This window comes from Pararhodobacter sp. (assembly GCF_036802785.1).
Lineage (GTDB): Bacteria > Pseudomonadota > Alphaproteobacteria > Rhodobacterales > Rhodobacteraceae > Pararhodobacter.
In genome coordinates this window covers 15,406-33,756 of record NZ_DAIRVN010000054.1, presented here as the reverse complement: position 1 = coordinate 33,756, position 18,351 = coordinate 15,406, and the positions used below count along the sequence as shown (strand labels likewise).

13 protein-coding genes are annotated in these 18,351 nt (G+C 63.5%); 12 read left to right on the top strand and 1 reads right to left on the bottom strand.

Annotated elements, in window-relative coordinates; translation table 11 throughout:
• The first annotated feature begins 145 nt into the window (after positions 1–145).
• The 12 genes from hydA to V7Q53_RS16455 all read left to right on the top strand — a co-directional run bounded on the left by hydA (position 146) and on the right by V7Q53_RS16455 (position 17,863).
• Complete coding sequence (gene hydA, locus V7Q53_RS16505) at positions 146–1,600, top strand: dihydropyrimidinase (RefSeq protein ID WP_333829788.1); 1,455 nt, start codon at positions 146–148, stop codon at positions 1,598–1,600.
• Positions 1,600–2,391, top strand: a complete 792-nt coding sequence (locus V7Q53_RS16500; protein ID WP_333829787.1) for an ABC transporter ATP-binding protein — start codon at positions 1,600–1,602, stop codon at positions 2,389–2,391. The genes hydA and V7Q53_RS16500 overlap by 1 nt, the downstream gene beginning before the upstream one ends.
• A 123-nt stretch (positions 2,392–2,514) precedes the next feature.
• Positions 2,515–3,408: an ABC transporter permease gene (locus V7Q53_RS16495; protein WP_333829786.1), complete on the top strand. Its 894-nt coding sequence runs from the start codon at positions 2,515–2,517 to the stop codon at positions 3,406–3,408.
• 320 nt (positions 3,409–3,728) lie between these two features.
• A complete protein-coding gene (locus V7Q53_RS16490) occupies positions 3,729–4,547 on the top strand; it encodes an ABC transporter permease (protein ID WP_333829792.1) in 819 nt (272 codons plus the stop codon).
• Positions 4,548–4,603: 56 nt separating this feature from the next.
• On the top strand, positions 4,604–5,590 hold the full coding sequence (locus V7Q53_RS16485) for an ABC transporter substrate-binding protein (RefSeq protein ID WP_333829791.1): 987 nt from the start codon (positions 4,604–4,606) through the stop codon (positions 5,588–5,590).
• A 700-nt stretch (positions 5,591–6,290) separates the two neighbouring features.
• Entirely contained in the window at positions 6,291–8,354 is a 2,064-nt protein-coding gene (locus tag V7Q53_RS23430) for a hypothetical protein (protein WP_442954443.1), read from the top strand.
• Positions 8,269–9,960 (top strand): TSCPD domain-containing protein, encoded by a 1,692-nt coding sequence (locus V7Q53_RS23425; RefSeq protein ID WP_442954442.1) that lies wholly within the window; start codon positions 8,269–8,271, stop codon positions 9,958–9,960. The genes V7Q53_RS23430 and V7Q53_RS23425 overlap by 86 nt, the downstream gene beginning before the upstream one ends.
• Before the next feature lie 973 nt (positions 9,961–10,933).
• Complete coding sequence (locus V7Q53_RS16475) at positions 10,934–11,506, top strand: HNH endonuclease (protein ID WP_333829785.1); 573 nt, start codon at positions 10,934–10,936, stop codon at positions 11,504–11,506.
• Positions 11,507–12,624: 1,118 nt separating this feature from the next.
• Positions 12,625–13,335 carry a hypothetical protein gene (locus tag V7Q53_RS16470; RefSeq protein WP_333829784.1) on the top strand — a complete coding sequence of 237 codons (711 nt, stop codon included), beginning with the start codon at positions 12,625–12,627 and terminating at the stop codon, positions 13,333–13,335.
• Positions 13,335–15,287, top strand: a complete 1,953-nt coding sequence (locus V7Q53_RS16465; RefSeq protein ID WP_333829783.1) for a hypothetical protein — start codon at positions 13,335–13,337, stop codon at positions 15,285–15,287. The genes V7Q53_RS16470 and V7Q53_RS16465 overlap by 1 nt, the downstream gene beginning before the upstream one ends.
• Complete coding sequence (locus V7Q53_RS16460) at positions 15,284–16,795, top strand: TniQ family protein (protein WP_333829782.1); 1,512 nt, start codon at positions 15,284–15,286, stop codon at positions 16,793–16,795. Before V7Q53_RS16465 ends, V7Q53_RS16460 begins: the two co-directional genes overlap by 4 nt.
• Before the next feature lie 399 nt (positions 16,796–17,194).
• Entirely contained in the window at positions 17,195–17,863 is a 669-nt protein-coding gene (locus V7Q53_RS16455) for a class I SAM-dependent methyltransferase (RefSeq protein WP_333829781.1), read from the top strand.
• 243 nt (positions 17,864–18,106) lie between these two features.
• Here V7Q53_RS16455 and V7Q53_RS16450 read toward each other — a convergent pair whose 3' ends face one another.
• The gene (locus V7Q53_RS16450; protein WP_333829780.1) at positions 18,107–18,343 is read right to left on the bottom strand and encodes a thioredoxin family protein; all 237 of its coding nucleotides are present in this window, start codon (positions 18,341–18,343) and stop codon (positions 18,107–18,109) included.
• Positions 18,344–18,351: the final 8 nt, after the last annotated feature.

The window sequence follows — 18,351 nt, the reverse complement described above, 5'->3', positions numbered from 1 at the left end:
CTTGGGGGGCTTTGCGCCCCCCAAGACCCCCCACGCCGCCCATGAACAGCGCGCGTTGACACGGGAAAGAACCGGCCCTTTGCAACGTTTTCTGCCAGTCACCGGACCCAACCCTGCCAGCGCTTCATAACGAGGGAGCCCCCCAATGCCCGACACCGTCATCAGAAACGGCACCATCGTCACCCATGACCTGACGTATCAGGCCGATATCCGCATCGGGAACGGTTCGATCACCGAGATTGGCCCCAACCTGAAGGGCGATACCGAACTGGACGCCACCGGCTGCTATGTCATGCCCGGCGGCATTGATCCGCATACCCATCTGGAGATGCCTTTCATGGGCACCTACAGCGCCGATGATTTCGAATCCGGCACCCGCGCCGCGCTGGCCGGTGGCACCACGATGGTGGTGGATTTCGTCCTGCCCGGGCAGGGTCAGGGCCTGATGGATGCCGCCAAGATGTGGCACAACAAATCCACCCGCGCGCATTGCGATTACAGCTATCACATGGCCATCACCTGGTGGGGTGAGGAAGTCTGGCGCGGGATGGAGGATGCGGTCAAGGCGGGGATGACCAGTTTCAAGCACTTCATGGCCTACAAGGGCGCGCTGATGGTGAATGACGATGAGCTGTTCGCCTCGTTCCGCCGGATCGGCGATCTGGGCGGGCTGGCGATGGTTCATGCCGAGAATGGCGATGTGGTGGCGGACCTGACCGCGAAGCTGCTGGCCGAGGGTAACAGCGGCCCCGAGGGCCACGCCTATTCCCGCCCCCCGCAGGTGGAGGGCGAGGCGACCAACCGCGCGATCATGATTGCCGATATGGCCGGTGTGCCGCTCTATGTGGTCCATGTTTCCTGTGAGGACAGCCACGAGGCCATCCGCCGCGCCCGCCAACAGGGCAAACGCGTCTTTGGCGAGCCGCTGATCCAGCATCTGACGCTGGATGAGGGTGAGTATTTCCACGCCGACTGGGACCACGCCGCCCGCCGCGTCATGTCGCCCCCGTTCCGCAACAAGGAGCATCAGGCGAGCCTCTGGGCCGGTCTGCAGTCGGGCTCGCTGTCGGTCGTTGCCACCGATCATTGCGCCTTCACCACCGAGCAGAAGCGCTTCGGGCTGGGGGATTTCTCGAAAATCCCCAACGGCACCGGCGGGCTGGAAGACCGGCTGCCCATGCTCTGGACGCATGGGGTGAATACCGGGCGGCTGACGCCCAATGAATTCGTGGCCCTGACCTCGACCAATATCGCCAAGATCCTGAACTGCTATCCGAAAAAGGGCGCGGTGATGGTGGGCGCCGATGCCGACCTCGTGGTCTGGGACCCGTTGAAGGAGAAGACCATCAGCGCCACGGGCCAGCAATCGGCCATCGACTACAACGTGTTCGAGGGCAAGAAGGTCAAGGGCCTGCCGCGCTTCACCCTGACGCGCGGGCGTGTCGCGGTCCATGACGGCGAGATGCGGGGGCAGGAGGGTCATGGCCAGTTCGTCGCCCGCGAGGCCCGCCCGGCGGTGAACCGCGCGCTGAGCCAGTGGAAAGACCTGACCGCCCCGCGCCCGGTCAACCGCAGCGGCGTTCCCGCGACGGGGGTGTGATGCAGGAAAGCGCGTCCTCTCCGGTGATCGAGGCCAAAAACCTCAACCTCACCTTTCAGACCAATGACGGCCCGGTTCATGCCCTCAGGGATGTGAACCTGACCATCGGCAAGGGCGAATTCGTCAGCTTCATCGGCCCCTCGGGCTGCGGCAAGACCACCCTGCTGCGCGTCATCGCCGATCTGGAGCAGCCTTCATCGGGCACGCTCACCGTCAACGGCATGTCGCCCGAAGAGGCGCGGCGAGCGCGCGCCTATGGCTATGTGTTTCAGGCGGCGGGGCTGTACCCGTGGCGCACCATCGAGGGCAATGTGCGGCTGCCGCTGGAGATTATGGGATACACGCGCGAAGATCAGCGCCAGCGCGTGGCGCGGGTGCTGGAGCTGGTAGAGCTGAAGGGTTTCGAGAAGAAATTCCCCTGGCAGCTTTCCGGCGGCATGCAGCAGCGCGCCTCCATCGCCCGCGCGCTGGCCTTTGACGCCGATATCCTCCTGATGGACGAACCCTTCGGCGCGCTCGATGAAATCGTGCGCGACCGGCTGAATGAGGAGTTGCTGAAGCTCTGGGCGCGCACCGAAAAGACCATCGGCTTCGTCACCCATTCGATCCCAGAAGCGGTCTATCTGTCCACCAGGATCGTGGTCATGTCGCCGCGCCCCGGGCGGATCACCGATATCATCGACAGCACCCTGCCGCGTGAACGCCCGCTGGATATCCGCGACTCGCGCGAATTCATCGAGATCGCCCACCGCGTGCGCGAAGGGCTGAGGGCGGGGCATGTCGATGACTGAGCCGGCAACACCCATCGCCCGTTCATCTTGCCCCAAATACGCCGGGGGGAGGCGGCGCCAGCCGACGGGGGGCAGCGCCCCCCTCCCGCAGGTGCCACGGGCGCAGGTACCGGGGAAAAGCCGATGAGAAACATCCTGCCCGTCCTGAGCGTCACGCTGGCGCTGCTGATCGGCTGGTATCTGGCCGTGGTGCCGATGAATGCGCAGTGGGAGCGCGATCAGGCTGCCCGCGCGGGCACCCAAATCACCTTCTCCGAGCTTGTCAGCCGCACCATGGCGCAGGACCGCCCGCGCCTTCCTGCCCCGCATCAGGTGGCGGTCGAGCTGTGGAATTCCACCTGGGTGGAAGAAATGACCGGGCGGCGCGGCTGGTGGAACACCGGCACCCTGTCGAACCGCAGCCTTGTCTATCATGGCTGGATCACCTTTTCGGCGACTATGCTGGGTTTTGCCATCGGCACCGGGCTGGGTATCCTGCTGGCGGTGGGGATCGTCTATAACCGGGCAATGGATGCCAGCGTGATGCCCTGGGCGATTGCCAGCCAGACCATTCCGATCATCGCGCTGGCGCCGATGATCATCGTGGTTCTCAATTCGGTGGGCATATCGGGCATGGTGCCCAAGGCGGTGATCGCGGCCTATCTCAGCTTCTTTCCGGTCGTCGTGGGCATGGTCAAGGGCCTGCGCGCACCCGATGCGATGCAGCTTGACCTGATGAAGACATGGTCCGCGCCGGGGCCTGCGGTCTTCCTGCGGCTGCGGCTGCCTTCGTCGATGCCCTATCTGTTCGCCTCCCTCAAGGTGGGGATCGCGGCGGCGCTGGTCGGCACCATCGTCGGTGAACTGCCGGTGCAGCAGGGCGGGCTGGGCGTGCGGCTGCTTTCGGGCAGCTATTACGGGCAGACCGTGCAGATCTGGTCCGCGCTCTTCGCGGCGGCGATTCTTGCGGCGGTGCTGGTGGGCGTGATCGGCGCGATTCAGCGCGTCACGCTGAAGCGGATGGGGATGGCAGCATGAGCGCGCGGGTGCAGACAGCGGGCGGCTGGCAGCGGCTGGGCTTTCTGCTCGCCACGCTGGCGGCGGTGGGGCTGGGCCTGACGGGGGGCGCGGCGCAGCCGGGCATTCCGGTGATGCTTGCGCTCGCGTTGGCGGCGCTGGTGTCGCTGACAATGGACAAGGGCCGCGCAAAGCGCCTCCGGCGCGGGCTGTACGCGCTGCTGCTGCTGGTCCTCTGGAATGGCCTCGTGATTGCCGCCATCGGCCTTGCCTTCCGCCAGACCGGGGCCGAGGGCGCGGCCTTCTGGGCCGCCGTGGCGGCGGTCTGGCTGGGGGGCTGGATGCTGGTGGCGCGCCTGGCCGATCTGCGCCCTCCGCACCCTCGCGGGCCTGCCGGGCGGATGCAGGCGCTGCTGGCGCCGGTTGTCTTTGGCCTGACGCTGATCTGGTTCTGGGAGGTGGTGGTGCGCGCCCTTGGCGTGCCGCGCGTTATCCTGCCGCCGCCCTCGGCTATCGGCGCGCGCATCGCGGCCTCGACCGATGTGCTCTGGGTCGATTTCGTGCAGACCTTCGTCAAGGGCGCCCTCTCGGGCTTTGCCATCGGCGTGGGGGCGGCGCTGCTCTTCGCGCTGGTGGTCGACCGCTACATCTTCCTGCGCCGCGGGCTTCTGCCGGTCGGCAATTTCTTGGCGGCGCTGCCGATCATCGGCACCGCGCCGATCATGGTGATGTGGTTCGGCTTCGACTGGCCGTCCAAGGCGGCGGTGGTGGTGGCGATGGTGTTCTTTCCGATGCTGGTCAACACGGTGCAGGGCCTTGCCGCGACGGACGCCATGCAGCGCGACCAGATGCGCACATGGTCGGCCAGCTGGGCGCAGGCACTGATCGCCCTGCGCCTCCCCGCCGCGATGCCGTTCATTTTCAACGGGCTGAAGATTTCGGCAACACTGGCGCTGATCGGGGCAATCGTGGCCGAATTCTTCGGCTCACCCACGCGGGGCTTGGGTTTCCGGATATCGACCGAGGTCGGGCGCTTGCAGCTTGACATGGTCTGGGCAGAAATAGCCGTAGCGGCGCTGGTGGGATCGGCGTTCTATGGGCTCTGGGCTCTGCTGGAGCGGCGGGTGACCTTCTGGCACCCATCGCAACGCGGCAGATAATCACCGGCCCGCGTGATGCCACGCACTGGCCGGACAACATGGAGGTAAAAGTGATGATGAAAACCAGACTGACCGGGCTGACGGCAGCCTTCGCGCTGAGCGCGGGATCGGCCTTCGCGCTCGACGATGTGACCCTGCAACTGAAATGGGTCACCCAGGGCCAGTTCGCGGGCTATTATGTGGCGCTTGAGAACGGCTTTTATGAGGAAGAGGGGCTCAATGTCACCATCCGCCCCGGCGGCCCGGATATCGCACCGCCGCAGGTGATCGCGGGGGGCAGCGCCGATGTCATCGTCGAATGGATGCCCGCCGCGCTGGCGGCGCGCGAACAGGGCCTGGCGCTGGTCAACATTGCCCAGCCCTTCGTGCGTTCGGGCATGATGCTGACCTGCCTTGCCGAAAGCGGCGTGACGGGGCCGGAAGACTTCCCGGGCCGCACGCTGGGGGTGTGGTTCTTCGGCAACGAATACCCGTTCCTGAGCTGGATGGCGACGCTGGGCATTCCGACGGAAGGCGGCGCTGACGGGGTGGAGGTGCTGCGTCAGGGCTTCAATGTCGATCCGCTGCTGCAGCGGCAGGCCGATTGCATCTCGACGATGACCTATAACGAATACTGGCAGGTCATCGACGCGGGCATCAGCGAGGACCAGCTGATCACCTTCAAATATGAAGATCAGGGCGTGGCGACGCTGGAAGACGGGCTCTATGTGCTGGAGGACCGGCTGGAAGACCCGGAATTTGTAGAGCGTATGGCACGGTTCGTGCGTGCCTCGATGCGCGGCTGGGAATGGGCCGCCGAGAACCCCGAAGACGCGGCAATGATCGTGCTCGACTATGACGAAACCGGCGCGCAGACCGAAGAGCACCAGATCCGCATGGTGAGCGAGGTTGCCATGCTGACCGAAGGCTCGAACGGCGTGCTGGATGTCGAGGCCTATGAACGCACGGTTGCCACGCTGCTGGGCGGCGGCTCGGACCCGGTCATCTCGCGCGCACCCGAAGGGGCATGGACCCACGCTGTCACCGACGCCGCCTTCGACTGAGGCAGTGGCCGGATGGAGCGACGGGGAAGGGGGGTAACGCCCCCCTTTTCTGCTTTCTGAGGGGGGCGGGCCGGGGCGCTCCCGCCCGTCTTCGCATCACGGCTGCGCCGCAACCCTCATCCCGTTTGGCCGCGCGGCTGCGCCACGCGGCATCAGTGGGCATTGCCCCCTCTGGGCCTGCGGCCCATTCACCCCCGCGTATTTCCGGCAAGATGAAAGGAGGCGCTGCTCCCCTGCTTCACCTGTTCAGAAATATCCCGGGGGAGTCCGTCCATCGCAGATGGACGGGCGGGGGCAGCGCCCCCCTTCTGAACAAAAAGGCGTCTGCGCAGCAGGCCATCAGGTCACGGGGCAGGACACGCGGCCTGTTCGGCGTTCTGGCCGCGCAACGCATGTGACAGTCTTGCAACGTGGCAATGCGGCCCCGGCTCAACAATTATGGGTTGTGGCGGGGGTCAAGCGCAAAATCTGTCATGAAGGTCTAAAAAATCCGTTGACGCCTGCCCCCGTTTTGCGTCAGTTTGTGTTGGTCGGCGGCGCGGACACAACATCTAGTCGGCGTTTGGCTCCGGACAACCAAGAACCCCAAGGAACCCATTGCGTGAAAACGGCGTGGGCGTCGCTGCGCAGGAACGGGCGCGGCGTGGGACTGGTTTTCGGGCGGTGTCGGCGCCGGGTTGGATAAAAAAGGGACAGGCAGATGAATATCGAGCGCAGATTCACCACGGACGGCAAGGACGCGTATGCAGCCCTGGCCTTCACCACGGTGGTGTCGGAAATCCGCAACCCCGACGGCACAGTAGTGTTCCGCAACGACCAGGTTGAAGTGCCGCAGGGCTGGAGCCAGGTTGCGTCGGATGTGATCGCGCAGAAATATTTCCGCAAGGCCGGTGTCCCTGCGCGGCTGAAGAAAGTGTCGGAAAAGGGCGTGCCTGCGTTCCTCTGGCGCTCGGTTCCCGATGAGGCGGCGCTGGCCGCGCTGCCCGAATCGGAGCGATTCGGTGGCGAGACTTCGGCGCGGCAGGTGTTTGACCGGCTGGCCGGTGCCTGGGCCTATTGGGGCTGGAAGGGCGGCTACTTCACCACCGAGGCGGATGCGCGCGCCTATTTCGACGAAATGCGCTTCATGCTGGCCGCGCAGATGGCCGCGCCCAACAGCCCGCAATGGTTCAACACCGGCCTGCACTGGGCCTATGGAATCGACGGCCCCAGCCAGGGGCATTTCTATGTCGACCCGTTCACCCACAAGCTGGTGAAATCGAAATCCAGCTATGAGCACCCCCAGCCGCATGCCTGTTTCATCCAGTCAGTCAGCGATGATCTGGTGAATGAGGGCGGCATCATGGACCTTTGGGTGCGTGAGGCGCGGCTGTTCAAATACGGCTCAGGCACCGGGACCAACTTTTCATCGCTCCGCGGAGAGGGCGAGAAGCTGTCGGGCGGTGGCAAGTCGTCGGGCTTGATGGGTTTCCTGAAGATCGGCGACAGGGCAGCCGGCGCCATCAAGTCCGGCGGCACCACGCGGCGGGCGGCCAAGATGGTGATCTGCGACATGGATCACCCCGATATCGAGCAATTCATCAACTGGAAGGTCATCGAGGAGCAGAAGGTTGCCAGCCTCGTTGCCGGTTCCAAGGCGCATGAGCTGCGCCTCAACGAGATTTTCACCGCGATCCGCGAGTTCGAAAGCGACAGCGAGGATGCGGTTGACCCGGCCAAGAACCCGGCCCTGAAAGCCGCGATCCGCTCGGCCAAGAAGGCGATGATCCCTGACACCTACACCAACCGCATTCTGCAATATGCGCGTCAGGGCTACACCTCGATCGAGTTTCCCACCTATGACACCGACTGGGATTCGGAGGCCTATGTCTCGGTCTCGGGGCAGAATTCCAACAATTCGGTGCGCGTGACCGACGCCTTCCTGAAAGCCGTAAAGGAAGACGGCGACTGGGAGCTGCTGCGCCGCACTGATGGCAAGGTCGCCAAGACCGTCAAGGCGCGTGACCTCTGGGATCAGGTGGGCCACGCCGCCTGGGCCTGCGCCGATCCCGGCATCCAGTTTCATGATACGGTCAATGCCTGGCATACCTGCCCGGCCGACGGGGCGATCCGCGGCTCAAACCCCTGCTCGGAATACATGTTCCTCGATGATACGGCCTGCAATCTGGCCTCGATGAACCTGCTCAAATTCTACACCGACGGCGCGTTTGATGCCGAGGCCTATATCCACGCCACCCGGCTGTGGACCATCACGCTGGAGATCAGCGTGATGATGGCGCAGTTCCCCTCCAAGGAAATCGCGCAGCGCAGCTATGAGTTCCGCACTTTGGGGCTGGGCTATGCCAATATCGGCGGCCTGCTGATGAACATGGGGCTGGGCTATGACAGCCTTGAGGGCCGTGCGCTCTGTGGTGCGCTGACCGCGCTGATGACCGGTGTTTCCTATGCCACATCGGCTGAAATGGCGGCGGGGCTGGGCGCGTTCCCGGGCTTTGCCAAGAATCGCGAGCACATGCTGCGCGTGATCCGCAACCATCGCCGTGCCGCCCATGGGCTGGGTGATTATGAGACCGTCAATGTTACCCCCGTCGCGCTGGATGCCACGCATTGCCCCGATGCCCGGCTGGTAGAGCTGGCCCGCGCCGCCTGGGATGAGGCACTGGCGCTGGGCGAGGCGCATGGCTACCGCAACGCGCAAGGCCACCGTGATCGCCCCCACCGGCACCATCGGGCTGGTGATGGATTGCGACACCACCGGGATTGAGCCGGATTTCGCGCTGGTGAAATTCAAGAAACTGGCGGGCGGCGGCTATTTCAAGATCATCAACCAGTCGGTGCCCGACGCCCTGCGCAAACTGGGCTATGCCGAGGCCCAGATCGGCGAGATCACGGCCTATGCCGTGGGCCACGCCAGCCTTGGCAACTGCCCTGCTGTCAACCACACCGCGCTGATCGGCCATGGTTTCGGCGCCGCCGAGATCGCCAAGATCGAGGCCGCGCTGCCCTCGGCCTTTGACATCCGCTTTGTCTTTAATCAGTGGACGCTGGGCGAGGCCTTCTGCCGCGAGACACTGGGCATTCCCGCCGACAAGCTGAACGACGCGGGCTTTGACCTGCTGCGCCATCTGGGCTTTTCCAAAGCGCAGATCGAGGCTGCCAATGACCATGTCTGCGGCACTATGACGCTGGAAGGCGCGCCGCATCTGAAGGCCGAGCATCTTTCGGTCTTCGATTGCGCCAATCCCTGCGGCAAGAAGGGCACGCGCTTCCTGTCGGTTGAAAGCCACATCCGCATGATGGCCGCCGCGCAAAGCTTCATCTCGGGCGCTATTTCCAAGACCATCAACATGCCCAATGTCGCCACCATCGAAGAGACGCTGGCCGCCTATGAGCTGAGCTGGTCGCTGGGGATCAAGGCCAATGCGCTGTACCGTGACGGCTCCAAGCTCAGCCAGCCACTGGCCGGGGCGCTGATCGAGGATGATGAGGAGGCCGAGGAGATCATGGCTTCCGGCAGCAATCAGGAAAAGGCCGCCGTGCTGGCCGAGAAGATTGTCGAGAAGATCATCATCAAGGAAGTGATCCGCCGCCACCGCGAGAAACTGCCTGAGCGCCGCAAGGGCTATACCCAGAAGGCGGTCGTCGGCGGGCACAAGGTTTACCTGCGCACCGGCGAGTATCAGGACGGCAAGCTGGGCGAGATCTTCATCGACATGCACAAGGAAGGTGCTGGCTTCCGGGCGATGATGAACAACTTCGCCATCGCCGTGTCGGTCGGCCTGCAATACGGGGTGCCGCTGGAGGAATTTGTCGACGCCTTTACCTTCACCAAGTTCGAGCCGGCGGGCATGGTGCAGGGCAATGACAGCATCAAGAACGCCACCTCGATCCTGGATTACATCTTCCGCGAACTGGCCGTCAGCTATCTGGACCGCACCGATCTGGCCCATGTCAAACCGCTGGGCGCATCCTTTGACGACCTTGGCGGCGGTGAGAGCGAGGGCAAGTCGAATGTCTCGACCCTGACCGACGATGCCGCGTCACGCGGGCTGGAAGTGCTGCGCCAGATCAGCTCCACCGGCTATCTGCGCAAGCGCCTGCCGCAGGAACTGGTGGTGCTGCAAGGCGGCGCCACCACCACGCGGTCGCTGGATGCGACGGCACTGGCGGCAGGCGGCGCGGTGGCTGTGGCCCTGCGCTCTGAAACCTCGACCGAAGCCCTGAGCGTGGCCACCTTTGACCCGCGCACCAAGGCCCGGATGCAGGGCTACGAGGGCGACCCCTGCGGCGAATGCGGCAACTACACGCTGGTGCGCAACGGCACCTGCATGAAGTGCAACACCTGCGGCGGCACGAGCGGGTGTAGCTGATTACCCTGCCCATTGTCGCTCCGGGCAAGGTTGCTCCCAAATCGGGCATATTTGTCCCGGTTTGGGGGCAAAGTTTCTCCCGGGCGAGTTGAGTGACCTGAGTGACGCAGACCTGAAAAGCCCCTAAGCCCCACGAAATAAGGGCTTCGGGGCACTTTACTGACTGCTGAGGGCGATCTGCGCCTCGCTCACCTGACTAACTGGATCAGACGTGTGAGACGGAGCAGGCCTGATTCCGCACCCCTGCAATTAAGCGAGACGAGCGTGACTCGCGTCGGCCCCGCCGCGTGCTCGGAAGAGCCATTGACGGAGGAAGTTGTGGCTCCAGATGCTGAACTGGTGGCGGCACTGACCGTCGCGCGTCAGCGGGGGGTTCTCCTTGCAGCCCATATCCTGGGTGCGGATGACATGGTGAGTGCCGGTGCCCTCGCGCATGAGCTCGGCACAAGCCGCGCGACCATGCACGCGAAACGCCGGAGAGGTCAGCTTCTCAGCCCCGACGGGGCGGGAACTGGCGTCAGGTTCCCACTCTGGCAGCTCAATGTTGCTGGCCAGCCCTATCGTGCACTGACGGCCCTCCACGGGCACCTCGGTGGGCCCTGGGCCGTGTATCGGTTTCTTGTCCACGGGTCTTCGGAGGATCAGTGCGATAAGGGGCGGTTGGAAACACCCAAAACCCTTGTATCCTGTCGCCTTACAGGTTTCTTGGGCCGATGGTTAAGCTTGTCCTCCTCCACAAGGCCGACTCGATCTACGAGGATGAGCCGGACGTAGTGTATGACTTTCCGCGCTCCTGTCTCAGGGCGATCACTGAGGCAGTTGGCGACTGGATCATCTATTATGAGCCGGTGAAGGCCGGGCCTCGTGGCTATTTCGCGGTGGCAAAGATCGAGCGAGTGATTCCGAAACCTGGTACTGAAGGGCGTTTCCTGGCGATCATTGAGGCAGGCAGCTTCCTGTCGTTCGACTTGCGGTGCGCTGGCTGTCCGAGGCTGATTTCGCCCGTATCGTGGAGAGCGGTTTGCCGCAGGATTTAGAGCAGATGGAGGCAACGCGCTATGATTTACAGGTGCCCGGGCTGCGTGACGGAGCGGAGCCCTTTGCACGACCGGTACTTGAGCGCCTTACCCGCCGTCCTTACCGAGACATTGCCTTCCGTCGAAAGGTGCGCGAGGCTTACGGTTATCGCTGTGCGATTTCGGGCCTGATGCTGCGCAATGGCGGCGGACGACCGGAGGTGCAAGCGGCGCATATCCGCCCCGTAGAGAACCGTGGCAGCGATTCGGTGCGCAACGGCCTCGCTCTGTCAGGAACCTTGCATTGGATGTTCGACCGCGGGCTGATCTCCGTGGCTGAGGATTGTGAAACGATCCTCGTCTCTCACAACAAAGTCCCTGGCGAGGCGGTGACGAGACTGCTGGCGCGGGATGGGAAGCTGGTTCGGCCCTTGAACCCGCGAGATGCGCCGCACCCCGAGAACCTCCGGTGGCACCGCGAGAACGTATTTGGTCAATCGGGGGATGAAACGCTTTTTCCTCTAAGTTGACCCGTCCACCTGTGCGCAAGTGAAGCTGGAAAGGTCGAGGTGAGCTGTTGCGGCTGAGATTGCATAGCGCGGGCCTCGATCTCGTTGCAGCGCGCCCGGAAGATGCCAGGCAATTCGGCAAGCTTGACGACGAGATCGGTATGATCCTTGCATGGTGGGGAAGACCGTCAGCGCACCCTCCAACATTCTTCAAGCCGACTAACCCTCCCCGCTGTCCGAACATTTCGATATTTTGGCCACCCCAGAAATCGAAAGTCGGAAAATGAAATCAACAGCTTATGCTCTCACACCACGTAAGATCGCAGAGTTCTGCAAGAGCCGCTTCACACATATATTCAGAGTGGACGAGGCTCGCTCGCTCTATGACTGCCTGGTCGATCTCCTGACGCGAAACGAATATCCGCCCATCGCGCACAGGGCAGCGCTGTGCCTTCGCTAGGGCGGCTGGGGCCACAGGCTTGGCCGAGCGCGCTCAGCTGCGGGCCGGATCGTCGACGTCGGCGATGGCCGCGCCGGGTTCGGGATCGCCGGCGCTGAGAAAAGGAGGGCTCAGCGTAAGCGAGGGCCGGTCTGCACGCGCGCTGCATTCCAGCACACGCCCCCGTCGCGCATGGCCAAGCGCGTGATCGGGCGTGACGGCATTTGGTCAATTCGGAGTGGCATGTTCCGGCGCCAGGTCACTCGACAGGCTTTTTCTGGCGACACCATGGGCTCCCAAGTTTTAGACGGACCTTTCGCCCAGAGTATGTGGCGAGGTCAATGATAGCGGGTTGGCGAGGTTCCTCTGACAATATTCGCAACGAAAACAACAATTTGCGAATCTATCTTGTGTTCGATGGGAAGCCGATCCGGCTCGCCGCGGAGACATTCTCTGTGGAGAACTCGATTCAGCGACTCGGCGTTTCGACGAATCCGAGTCAAACTGCGGGGGTAGCAGGAGGTGAAAAGAATGGCAGACGGCTGATCGCGAACACATAGAAAAAGGGCCCAGTCCGGGTGGACAGGGCCCATGAGTCGAGCTGGGCGAACCCAACCTATTTCCAAGCACAAGCCTACGCGCATCAAGAAAAAGCGCAAGCGGTTCTCCCGGCACTTCATGGATTATTTCGGCCAAGTCATTGTCCGACCCTCTGCCGGAGGTCGAAGGCGTGTTGTCTATTGCTCAGGGTGGCGGGTTGCCGCCGAAGCCCAGCCGGGCTGAACGCGCGATTCCGAGGAAGTCGTCCCACCATTTCGTGGGCCAGCTGACGTTTGGTGAGGAGCGCGGGGAGGGCAAGTGCCTCGGCTTCGAAAGCAAGCTCGAGCATGATCTGGCCCTTCTCCTGATCTACACGCCGGGCGTGGTCGACGTCTACGAACAGGTCGAGGTCTTCTACGTCAAGGCTGACGGCAAGCATGCGCGTCACTTTATCGACTACGTTGCCAAGGAAGAGGGCGGGCGGCGGACGGCGGTGCTGGTGAAGCCGCACCACCGCGCGATCCGAGCAGACTTCCGGGACATCGCCGCCCGGGTTGCCTGCGCCGTTTCGCCGCGGATTGCAGATCGTGTTGTCATTGTCACCGAGAAGATGCTGGATCCCGGGCGCTTGGCACTTGTCGCGCAGTTCCATGCCTGCCGTTTCGCACAGCCTGAATTCGATGCGGCGGTGCTGGCCGCTGTCGAGCGGATCGACGAGCCCCTGCCGGTTCGGGACTTCCTGAGGTTGGCGGGCACCGGTGACGCGGGCTTTCATGCCGCCGTGCGGCTTGTCAGGTTCGGGCGCATTGAGACCCTTCAGAGCGGGATCGTTACCCTGTCTTCGACGGTCCGCCGGAGGCTGGTGCACTGATGGCGGCGCCTTCCACTCCTCGCGCCCAGATGGCCGAAGGCACCCGGTTTGCGATGAACGGCAAGAGCGGCATCGTCTACCTCTCGCGGGCGAGCGCCTGCGATGTCGTCTGGGATGAATGGGTTAACCCGGACACGGGTGAGATTTTCCAGAGAGTTGCGGGACATTTGAAGGTTGAGGAGATCGCCTTGGCGATGGCTCGGGGCCGCCTGACCATTGTGAGTTTGCCGCCGGGCATCAGCCCTGTCGTTGGCCAGTCGAAAGCTGCTCGGGCGCCCCGTCCGAAGGAGCTGGAACGGGCGTCCTGGCGTCACCGCTATGTCGATGCGGCCAATACCTTGATCGAGGAAGGCAGGATCCGCCCGCGCAGAACTGACTTCGTCTCGCACTTGGGCGAGGTGATCGACCTGGCGCTCGAGCGCGAAATCAAGAGCGCCGCGCATGGCGGCAAGGCGGTGCGGGGCGGGCAGAAGGTCTCTGTGAGGCGCCCGCCCCAGTGCGGCGAAACCGTTTTCAGGTGGTGGTCGGAGGCGAAGCGGCACGGTGCCGGCGGCTGCTTCGATAACTATCGTGAGTCGGGAAACAGGACGAACCGTTTTACATCGGAAGAAGAACTGCTCGCCCGGGAGGTGAGTGCGAACTGGCTTGCCGAGGAGCGGGTTTCCATCGCCAAGATCCTTGACGCAATGAAGGCCAGATTTCGGCTGGAGAACAGGCAGCGCGCCGAACTGGCTGAACACGTCGAATTGCAGTGTCCCGGCTACGATACGGTATGGTCGATGATCGCGAACATGGCGCCGATTGATCACAAGGTCCGCACGCGCGGTATGGAAGTGGCCTACCGCGACTTGCATACTCTGGGCAGAGGACTGGTCGTGAACCGCCCGCTAGAGCGTGTCGAGATCGACGAATACACCGTCGATCTCATGGTTTTCATGAAGCTGCTGAAACTCGACACCGTGATCACCCCGCAAGAAAAGCTCGCCCTCGGCCTCTCGGGGCTGCCCGAGCGCCTGATTGTCTCTGCCGCGATCGACGTGTACACGGGTGCCATCGTCGCGCTGCAAATCGCGCCGGCCACGTCGATGAACCTGGCGATCCGCACCATCGAAATGATTTATACCGACAAGAACGCCATTGGATCGTCGGTCGGGGCAATCAATCCTTGGCCTATGCATGGCCATCCTCAGACCATCGCTTTCGACCGGGCTCAGGTGAACATGAGCGACGAGATCTATCTGCGTCTCGCCAGCGCTGGCATCACCAACCTTGCGCTACCCGCCGGAAAACCCTTTCTGAAGCCTTGGATCGAGCGGTTCTTCGCGACCTTGGGCGCGAAGTTTCTTCAGCAATTCACTGGCCGGACCTTCTCCAATGTCGTGCTCAGGGGAGAAAACAACCCGGCGAAGCGCGCAACGATCTCGCTGGAAGAATTCCTCCGCTGGCTGGTGCGCTGGATCGTCGACGTTCATCACACGACCAAACCGCAGACGCTGGGCCGTCAGGCACCTCTCTACGCCTGGCAGGCCGCGGTCGCAGAGCAACCGCCATTGGTGATGTGCGATGACCGGAGATTGCGCCTCGCATTCGGCGAAACGTTGGAGCGCAACGTCACTCGGTTCGGCATTGAGGTCTACCGCACGGTGCGCGAGCGGGACGAACTGTGGACCTACATCGTGCGCTGCTGCGGCCTGCTGGGGCTGTCGCCCCCTAGCAACCAGCATCTTGTCGAACGGCTGGAGCTCGCCACCCGTGGTAGCCTCGGTCGGTCTCTCGAGATGACCTACGCGGCGATCCGGCGGGCCCTCGAGAGCAAGACCGGCAGGCTGACGCTGGAACACTACCGGCGCAGCTTCGATCTGCGGCGGGGGGGCCAGGATGATGGGCCCTTTGACGCGGAAGACTGGCCCACCCTGAAGGAAATGCTCGCCAAGAAGGGATGGGCGGCATGAGTGGCGCAGGTATGTTGATGCCGCATTTGCCCTATGATGCGGAGGAGACCCTCGAGTCCTTCGTGCGCCGGCTCGCATCCTTCCACACGGGTCGGGATGCCCAGACCCTGCTGGCGGACCTGCGGATCGAACGGAACAGCTTTCTTGCCGGTTCAACGGAAGCCATCGTGACACTCGCCGCCGCGTCCGGCGTTGCACCCGATATCCTGATGGGTGCTGCCGTTCGCCGGTTCGCTCGGCACCGGGAATTCCGCGGTGAACGCTGGAGCGGTGATTTCGTGCGCGCCGAAGGTGAGCTGATCTGCCCGAAGTGCCTTGCCGAGGACGCAGTGGACGGACGTGGGTGGATGCTCAAGGGGCGCATCTCGTGGCGGCTCCGGTCGGTTCTGACTTGCGTAGATCATGACTGCCGGTTGGTGCCGCCGCCCGTCCCGGGGGAGATTGCAAGCGCGTTTCAGCAGCTCGCGGCCGGCGAGGGTGTTCGGATCATGGCACAGTCACCGTCTGACCTCGAGCTCGCCATTTCAAAGCGTCTGGCAAGGCTGCCGACGGGCGCGGGCGATTGGATGGACGGGCAGACCGTCGAACAAGGTGCCCGGGCCTGCGAGATGATCGGCGCCACGCTCCTCCATGGCCTGACCTTCGAACACAAGAGCTTCTCGCCCGAGGACTGGCAGCGGGCAGGCGCCATGGGCTTCGAGTTTGCCCGGCTCGGCGAGGAAATTGTGCTCGAAGCATTGTCGTGTGTCGCGGCCCTCGCCACCACGACCGCGGGGCAGGCTGGCCCCAAGGCGATCTATGGTCGGATCTATGAATGGCTGGCCTATTCCAGCCCCGCAGTTGATCCGGGTCCGATCCGCGTCTTGCTGAGAGAGCACATCCTCAATTCCATGGTCATTGAACCGGGACAACTCCTGCTGGGCGAGCGCGTGGAAGGGCGCCGGCTGCATTCCGTTCACAGCCTTTCTAAGTGGTCCGGTCTGCACCGCAAACGCCTTCGCAAGATCCTCGTGCAGGCCGGGATGGCCTCGGACGACAGTTGGGACATCGCCGCCAACCGTCTGGTATTCCCTGCCGAGGAGGCCGAGCAGTTATGCCGTGGGGTTCTCCATGGGGTGTCGTTGCATGACGTGCCCAATGTGATCGGGTGCTCGCGCAGTCAGGCGGAAAGCCTGTTTCAGGACGGCGTCCTGCGGTCGGCGATTCCCTTGGATCCGAGGTATGGGATCGGGAAGCTGACCTTCGCCAAGCGTGACCTGAAGACCCTGCTTCAGCGCCTTGAGCCGCTGCCCCTCGTCTCCGAGGATTGCCAGCAGATCGTGAATCTGGTCAACGCAGCCAAGCGCACCGGGCTGAGGACGGGATTGGTCATGAAGGGTGTGCTCTCGGGTGAGGTGCCTGCCAGTCGGATCGGGGGCGATCTCGCGCTAAGAAACATCCGGTTCAGGTTGGCCGATCTTGACCCGATCCGGACCCGGCGGCCCCCGTCAGCGGTTCATCCCGGCTGAACTTCTAAATTCGCATGCGCATGTTTCGAGGCCCGCTTCGGCGGGCCTTTCTGATTCCGATTCACACGCATGTGAAAACGGGAGAAATTATGGTCCCGAACGGGAGAATTTATGATCGCACGAATATCTTATCGTTATGATTTGATTGGGTATTCACTGTCCAACGGGAGCAACTTTGCCCGGAGCGACACAAGGAATGCGCATCGCCCGCCAATCGGCGGGCGATGTGTTTTTTTTTCAATGCCTTGAATACGGATGCAGTCAAGACTGCGCCGCGCCTGTCAGCACATGCCGATCACTGCCTCTCCTCCCGCCTGCCCATCGAAAAGCGTTCTTGACTTGCGGGTGCGGGGTGGCGCATGGGAGGCGCGCAGGCTGCCTCCCGGAAACACCCAGACCGTGTCCACCAACCCCTATGAAACCGTCGGCTTCTATGACACCGCCATCGCCGCGGGGCGGCATCGTGCGATTGTCGGCGGGCGGTGGGATGAGACCGGGCGGATCGCGCTCTCGGTTCTGAAGGAGGCGGGCCTTCTGCCCCATCATCACCTGCTGGATATCGGCGCCGGGGCGCTGCGGCTGGGTTGCAAGGCGGTGCCCTATCTGGAGCCCGGGCATTACTGGGCCACCGATGCCTCGCGCGCGATCATGCTGGCGGGGTATAGCACCGAGCTGGAAGACCCCGCGCGGCTGGACCCGGCCCAGCTGATCGAAGATGCCGGGTTCGGGTTTCCCGGCATCCCGGCCAGTATCACCCATGCGATCGCCTTCGCCGTGTTTCCACACCTGCCGATGGCCTGTCTGCGGCGCGCCCTGACCAGCCTGCGCCGGTTCGAGCGGCTGGAGAGCTTTCTGTTCACGGTCTTCCTTGCCCCCGACCTTGCCACCGCCATGAAACCCTACCGGCAGGCCGATGGCGTGGTCACCCATGACCTCCGCGCGCCCTATCACATCCTCGCCGGGGATGTGGCCTATCTGGCGCAGGGCAGCGGCTGGCAGGTGACGCGCAGTACGGTGATGCTTCCCCGGGGGCAGGTGCTGTTTACCGCGCAGCCTGTCAGGGGCTGAAAGAATCCCCTTGCGTGTCCGGTCAGCCCGGCACCCGCGACCAGCGCCACCCGGAGTCCGGAATGATCCGTCAGTTTCGCTGCTGGTTGGATGCGGAAATGCGGGCGACGGGAGCGGGGCGGACCTTTGCGCTTCCCTGGCATACGGGAACAACAGCACGGTGCGTATCCCGTGAATGCGACTGAACGCGATAGGCGCGAAAGCCCGTCGCCGCGCCAGGGACAGCGGCGGCGGGGAACCGGGTCAGGCGCTCAGCCATCCTTCCAGCTTTGCCGCATCCGGCAGGCCACCCGCATGCACCAGCTTGCCATCGACCGAGATGCCGGGCGTGGACATGATGCCTGCCATGGCAATGGACCGCGCGTCGGTGATTTTCTCGACAGTCACCGCCACGCCCAGTTTTGCGGCGGCATCCTTGATCATTTGTTCGGTGGTGGCGCAGCGCGCGCAGCCGGGGCCGTAGACCTTGACGGTTTTCATGAGAAGTC